Raw genomic sequence first — 6576 nt, 5'->3', positions numbered from 1 at the left:
GTAACTGCGGCAACAAAGCCAACACCAAGAACTGCTATTGGAGCGGTCAAGCTGACACTTGATTCCGGCACTGGCTGCTGCATCAGCAGATCGATCATTACTCGCTTGATGGGTGCAACAAGAACTGCCATGGGAGTGGTCAAGCTGATATCTATCATTAGGCCAAATCCTTATCTACTCTACTTTTACATTATCTTAAGTGCTAATGCTGTTTTGTTGATATATCTGAAGACAGAAAAACTGACAGAATTGCCGTCATAATGGTTAGAGGTTGAAAATATGAGAGCTAATTTTATGCCGTTGGGGACAATAGCATTGCTGTTGGCTGCTAGTTTCAGCCTGGGTGCTTTACCGCTAACGGAATGGGCGGTGCGAGTCTTTACCCGCCGAGATTTGAGGGCAATGGGTACGGGGAATGTTGGCGTGTCGGCAGCTTTCATTCACGGGGGGAAATTAGCGGGAATTGCTGCGGTGTTGGCGGAAATTTCCAGGGGTATTGTACCGGTTTTGGCAGGGAGATTTTGCTTCCCGGATGCACCTGCGATCGCGATCGCCCTGTTAATTCCTCTAGTTGCGGGCAGATATGCGATCGCCGGAGGTGGAGGCGTGACGAACGCGGTTTGGGGTATTTTGGTATTTTCGCCGCCAGTGGCTGTTTCATCGGGCATTTGGGGGCTGCTGGTGTGGGGTTTGGCACAGCGGTGGTGGGGTGAGGGCGATCGGGCGAGACTCTTTGCTTCCCGTTGCGGGTGTCTGTGCACGCCAATTTGGGTTTGGGTGTGGCGACAATCAATACCCGAATTTTTAGCAGCAGCAGGATTAGCTGTTTTGTTAGCAGCAATTAATTTCAGTCAGGGTGATGATATGGCTTTATCTAAATCAGATCAATTGTTTTCTCTTGATGACTCGTTAAATGCTGCAATCTGCGGCGATAAAGCTGTTAAATTGTCTCAACTGAAACGGGCTGGGTTTAATGTACCTGCTGGTTGGATATTATCACAAGAAGAGGGCATCGGGCATCGGGCATCGGGGATGGGGCATCGAGGAAGTAGTGATGAGTTGTCCATTCCCAATGCTTTCATTCAAAATCTAAAATCCCAAATCCAAAATCGAATGATTGTGCGTTCTTCTGCTGTGGGAGAAGATGGAGATACGAGTTCGGCCGCGGGACAATATCAAACTATTGGCCCTGTTTTCACTGAAGCAGAATTGCTCGATGCAATTAATCGGTGTCGCCAGTCTTATTGGACTTCTGAAGCTGTGGCTTACCGTCGCCAGCGACAATTGCCCGACACCCAAATAGCTGTATTAATTCAGCCTTATATTGACAGCCAGTTTGCGGGAGTGATGTTCAGTCGCAATCCTTTAGATGGCGGCTCTCAGGTAATTATAGAAGCTTTACCGGGAGGAGCCGAAGCTGTTGTGGGCGGACAATGTACTCCGGTCCATTTAGAAATTGATTTTAGTACACCTGAATCATTAGAAAAAAAATTAACTGAACTTAAAAGTAATTCAATTATTGCTCAATGGATTTTAGCAGAATTGGTGAAACAAGCTCAAGCGATAGAAGCATTTTTTCACGGAATCCCGCAGGATATTGAGTGGAGTTGGGACGGGGAAAAAGTTTGGATATTGCAAAGCCGGCCAATTACTACTTTGCAGCCTTTTTGGACGCGCACTATTGCAGCAGAAGTGATTCCCGGTGCAATTCGCCCGCTAACTTGGTCGATTAACCGGCCGCTGACTTGCGGGGTTTGGGGAGAGATTTTTCAGGTGGTTTTGGCCGATCGCGCCATCGGCTTAAACTTTAATGAAACGGCAACTTTGCTGGGTTCTCACGCCTATTTTAATGCGACTTTGTTGGGCGAAATCTTTCGGATGATGGGATTGCCGGAGCAGGGCTTAGAATTTTTGCTGAGAGGGCAAAAAATGGGCAAGCCGCCTTTGGGGAAGATTTTGCCTTCTTTGCCTGGTTTGTGGCGTCTGGTGCAGCGGGAGAGGGCGCTGAATGCAGAATTTAAAGGCGATCGTACTTCTATTTTTATCCGGGCACTGCAAATCCTGGAGAAGGAAGAAGGAAGAGGATCGAGCGAAGCAATATTAATGCCCAATGCCCAACGCCCAATTCCCACTTATCAATATTTGTCGGAATTGTTGGAGAAAGCGGAGCAAATTCAGGAGTGGCTAAAACCGATTACTTACTACAATATATTAGGGCCGATCGGGCTGGCTATTCGCAAGGCTATTTTTCGCGTTAATGATGACTGGCTAGCTAATGACAGCGCTCCTGAAATTGCCTCTGTGCGAGCTTTACAGCAGTTGGCTCAGAAATTGCGCCAAGCTGCTGTTTCGCAGTCTGAAGAAACTGTTTCAGTAGCAGATTTAACACATATATTTGGCGAAAGTCTGGCTTTACAAGCAGAATTTAAAAAGTGGCTTGATACTTACGGATATTTGAGCGAGGTGGGAACGGATATCGCTATTCCTACTTGGCGAGAACAACCGGAAGTTTACCAAAAAGTGCTAATAAGTATGGCTCAAAAACCAGAAACTAATTTAGTCGAAAAGCGGAAATTAGGATTGACTTTTGGGCAGAACTGGCGACTAGATAAATGTCAAGAAAGAGCGATCGTCAAAAACGAAATTAGCGAAATTTACGCGCGGTTGTTGGCTCATCTACGCTGGACTTTTTTGGAGATTGAAGCTTGCGGATTTGCAATGCAGGTGTTTCAGGAAAGCGGGGATATTTTTTATCTGGAATTTGGGGAAATTCAGCAGTGGATTCGCAGCGGTGTGAGTGTTTCGTTTAAGGATACGATTAGGGAAAGGCGCGATCGGCTAACAGCCGATCGCGATCGTCCGATTCCCCCCGTGGTCTACGGGAATTTGCTGCCTAATTCTCAGACAAGGGCGATCGAACTTAGCCAATCCGCAACTAATATCATCCATGGAATTCCTGCGAGTATCGGCCGTGTCGAAGGCTTTGTCAAGATTTGCCGCACCGCCAGCACAGATTTAGGAGAAAATGCGATCGCCGTAGTTCCTTACACCGATGCAGGTTGGGCACCGCTGCTATTAGGAGCAACAGCAATTATCGCCGAAGTTGGCGGCCAACTATCTCACGGAGCAATAATCGCTCGCGAGTACAAAATTCCCGCAGTTATGAATATTTCTGAAGCTACAACTCGATTGCGAGACGGTCAAAAAGTCCGAGTAGATGGGTATCTCGGCACTGTAGAACTGCTCGAATAAACGGAAAGAAAAATGTAAAAACTTGTTTGTAGGTAAGGACACGGCAGTGCCGTGTCCCTACGGCTTCATAAATGTGGAATCTGCTGTATCTCCGAGTTCTAGTTTCTTAGACTAAGAAATTCTCGACAACATAGTTCCCTACATTTCTACCCACACTTAAACCATTTACGTTAGCACTCATGAAATGAATGCCTCCGTAAAGGCGACTCATGCCCGATTCATCGGCCGCTTCGCTGAAGTTTTCAAAGGTTCGCAAAGTGTTAACAGTCCTGTCTCCCCGATCTCCAAAGCCATAATCCGAACCAAATACAGAACTCATAACAGTATCTGCCGCACCGCTAAAGGTACTGTGACCCGACGTGTACTCAGGGAACGGCGGAGTAGTTAGCAGCGGAGTCCACAGGGGGTCGGCTGTCGTTTCGGGATTGTTGTCTGTGTCAGCTTGGCGGATAGCTGTCACGGGGCGCCAGAAGTTGTACTCATACTTGGCATCCCAGCAGCTAATAGCTGCATCGGCCAGAGCAATATTCAGCAGGGCGAACAAGCGGGCGCTATCTTCTAAGGATTGACCAGTGAGAGTCGCTGTTTCTTCGGCGATTTGGTTCCAGTGACCCGGAGGCGTAAACGTCCCAGCGCCATTAGCCCAGAATTTGGCGATGACTGTTTGGTCTGGGGTGCGCGTGAGGCTGTCACTTTTGCCGATTTCTTTGATATAGTTAACATCCTCTGCGTACTTGGCGCTGTCAAGGGTGGGCGGGCCCGACGGGCGGAACTGAGAACCGCTAGTCATCGCAAAGGGAGTAACTTCGACCCACTGTGGCGCTAACGCTGCTGCAAAAGCGGGGGGAGTCGGCACCCAAATGCCGGGGTCGGTTGAAGGGGTATACTGCACTACTTTCGTGATGCCGTCTGTACTTCGCGAATTGATAATTTGGGAGGCAACTTGCTGTCCGAGGGCAATCCCGTCTTGTTTTGCTTTACCGTCGGTAATTTTAGCTAGAGACGATGCGTATGCTTGGTCAAATGTGGCTGCTTGCGCTGGGTAGAGGTTGACTAAGACGCGGTGGGCGGCTGCGGCGGAGGCTGCTTCTGCTGATGTACCTGCGGGTGGGTCTATTTCCACGAGGTAAGGGCTGTATTTTTTGCCGATCGAGTTAACAGCATCGTAAATGGCTACGTGAACCATTGCCATGTTGCGAGAAGCGAGGGGAGGCGCGGTGCTGGCTGTCCGCACTGCGTTCAGCAGGACTCCGTTCCACTCGGTGACAGGGTTGCCCGATAGCTGATTTGTGAATTGGTCGCGATTGATTGTGTTGCTGTTGACTCCTGGCAAGACTGCTAAATATTCGCCCGTGAGTTTGTCTTGAATTACGGTGCTGTTGCTGTTGACTCCGGTGCCTTGCTGGATGTTTAAATCTTCAAATATGAGGCCGTCTAGCAATCGAATTTTGTCATTACCGTTGCCGAAGTCGGCGATGTAGTCGGCTGCGGCTACAGTTAGCCCGCCGAGGCCTTTAGTAATGGCAAATATATCATCGCCTGCGCCGCCGCTCACGGTATCGCTACCTGCGCCCGCGTAGATGATATCGTTGCCGGAATCGCCAGCAATTAGGTCGCTGCCTTTGCCTCCCCAGAGGATGTCATTGTCCGCACCGCCAACAATCGTATCGTTGCCTTGGTCGCCGCAGATTTTGTCTTTGCCTGCATCGCCTTCTAGATAGTCGTCTCCGCTGTTGGCATAAATTATGTCGTTACCATCCAATCCGTTAAATCTGTCTGGTTGGGTGGTTCCTTCGAGAAAGTCAAATTTAGGAGTTGGGGGGAGGGATGCCATGTTTATTTATTGGATATTTTGATTAAAGCGTACAGGTTCGTACCGTATGTAGATGCTTCGGTGTGTTTACCCCTGATTTAATAGTATTAAACTTTCTGGTTGATAAGTAAACGCCACAACCAAGCTTTATTTAATATTTAACGGGTTTTTTATGAAGTTTTGCACTTTGAACCTGCGTAAAAATACAGAGATCAAAACTGCATTCGATACTGCAATGTTGTTAATTCTTTATAAAAAAACACTTTTTTTAATATTTAGATCAAGGTAATTTTTACCATCATAAAAGGCGCGGATTGTGTAACTGAGTAAGTATATATTTATTGAGCACTTCTCAAAGCTGCGATCGGGTCTAGTTTGGCCGCTTGGCGGGCAGGGACAACGCCGAAGAAGAGGCCCACTGCACCGGATACACTAACAGCAAGGGCGATCGCCACGGGTGATATTCCAGCTTGCAAGGGCGTGAAATTACCTACCAGCAAAATACCGCCGACACCTACGCAAGTACCGACTATCCCTCCGGCGGCTGATAAAATTACAGCTTCGACAATAAATTGAAACAAGATATCTTGTTGGGATGCGCCGATCGCCTTTCTGAGTCCAATTTCCTGAGTGCGTTCGCTGACGGAAACTAGCATAATGTTCATAATCCCAATGCCACCGACTAATAGGGAAATGCTGGCAACAGCAGTTAACATCAGTGTCAGAGCCCCAGAAATCGCACCCATTGTTGCCATTAAATCTTTTTGATTTCTGACTGTAAAGTCGTCTTCGGTATTAACTTTGTGCCGCAGTCTCAGCAAGTTTTCTACCTGAAATTGAGCCGCGTCCATTTGCAACTCATCTTTAATAGAAATAAATACCGACGTGACAGCTAAACCGTAGGGAGATTTCCGCCCGACAATGCGGTTTGCCATTGTGGCGATCGGCACTGCGGCCGAGTTATCGTAATTCGTACCAAAAGATGTGCCTTTGGGTGCCAATACTCCTATTACTTTGAGGCTGACATTTTGGATACGCACTTGTTCGCCCAAGGGATTTATATTACCAAAAAGTTTTTCCGCTAATTCGGAACCTAGAACCACAACTTGGTTACTTTGCTTAACATCTACTTCGGTCAAAAAGCGCCCTTTTGCCATTTCAAAGCTTCTGACTTCTATAAATTCTGGAATCGTGCCAAAAATTAGAGCAGAAACGTTTTTGTTGCTGTAGCGAACAATCTCTGAACTGTTAAGTTCTGCTGACACGCCTTGAACGGAGGGGACTTGAGTTGCGATCGCCTTAGCATCTTCTACTATCAGTGTTTGAGGCGCACTTGCGATAGAACTTCGCCTAGCGTTGGGAACTCCGGGTCTAACTATCAATACATTTGTACCGAGGGATTGAACTTGTCCTGCTACAAATTTTTGAGCTCCTTGTCCCACTCCAATCATCGCAATTACTGAGGCGTTGCCGACAATCATGCCGATCATTGTTAAACTGCTGCGAGTTTT

The 6576-nt window shown here is 47.6% G+C and carries 3 protein-coding genes; 1 reads left to right on the top strand and 2 read right to left on the bottom strand.

The genetic code is table 11. The annotated features are described in order from the left end of the window. The first annotated feature begins 279 nt into the window (after positions 1-279). Positions 280-3252: a glycerol-3-phosphate acyltransferase gene (locus QUA38_RS26480; RefSeq protein WP_333167158.1), complete on the top strand. Its 2973-nt coding sequence runs from the start codon at positions 280-282 to the stop codon at positions 3250-3252. A gap of 106 nt (positions 3253-3358) precedes the next feature. On the opposite strand, the gene QUA38_RS26475 is transcribed toward QUA38_RS26480, so the two are convergent. Together QUA38_RS26475 and QUA38_RS26470 are read right to left on the bottom strand one after the other, a co-directional pair. After that, positions 3359-5086, bottom strand: a complete 1728-nt coding sequence (locus QUA38_RS26475; protein WP_333167156.1) for a chemotaxis protein CheB — start codon at positions 5084-5086, stop codon at positions 3359-3361. Positions 5087-5403: 317 nt separating this feature from the next. Then, a partial coding sequence (locus QUA38_RS26470) for an ABC transporter permease (protein ID WP_333167155.1) occupies positions 5404-6576 on the bottom strand: 1173 nt, incomplete at its 5' end.

The organism is Microcoleus sp. Pol12B4, assembly GCF_036701385.1.
Taxonomy (GTDB): Bacteria; Cyanobacteriota; Cyanobacteriia; order Cyanobacteriales; family Microcoleaceae; genus Microcoleus.
The sequence above is the reverse complement of the archived record's forward strand: the minus strand, read 5'-3'. Positions and strand labels throughout refer to the sequence as shown.

Coding starts and splice junctions, on each gene's coding strand:
- QUA38_RS26475 (WP_333167156.1), bottom strand. CDS start 5,086: ATGGCATCCCTCCCCCCAACTCCTAAATTTGACTTTCTCGAAGGAACC.
- QUA38_RS26480 (WP_333167158.1), top strand. CDS start 280: ATGAGAGCTAATTTTATGCCGTTGGGGACAATAGCATTGCTGTTGGCT.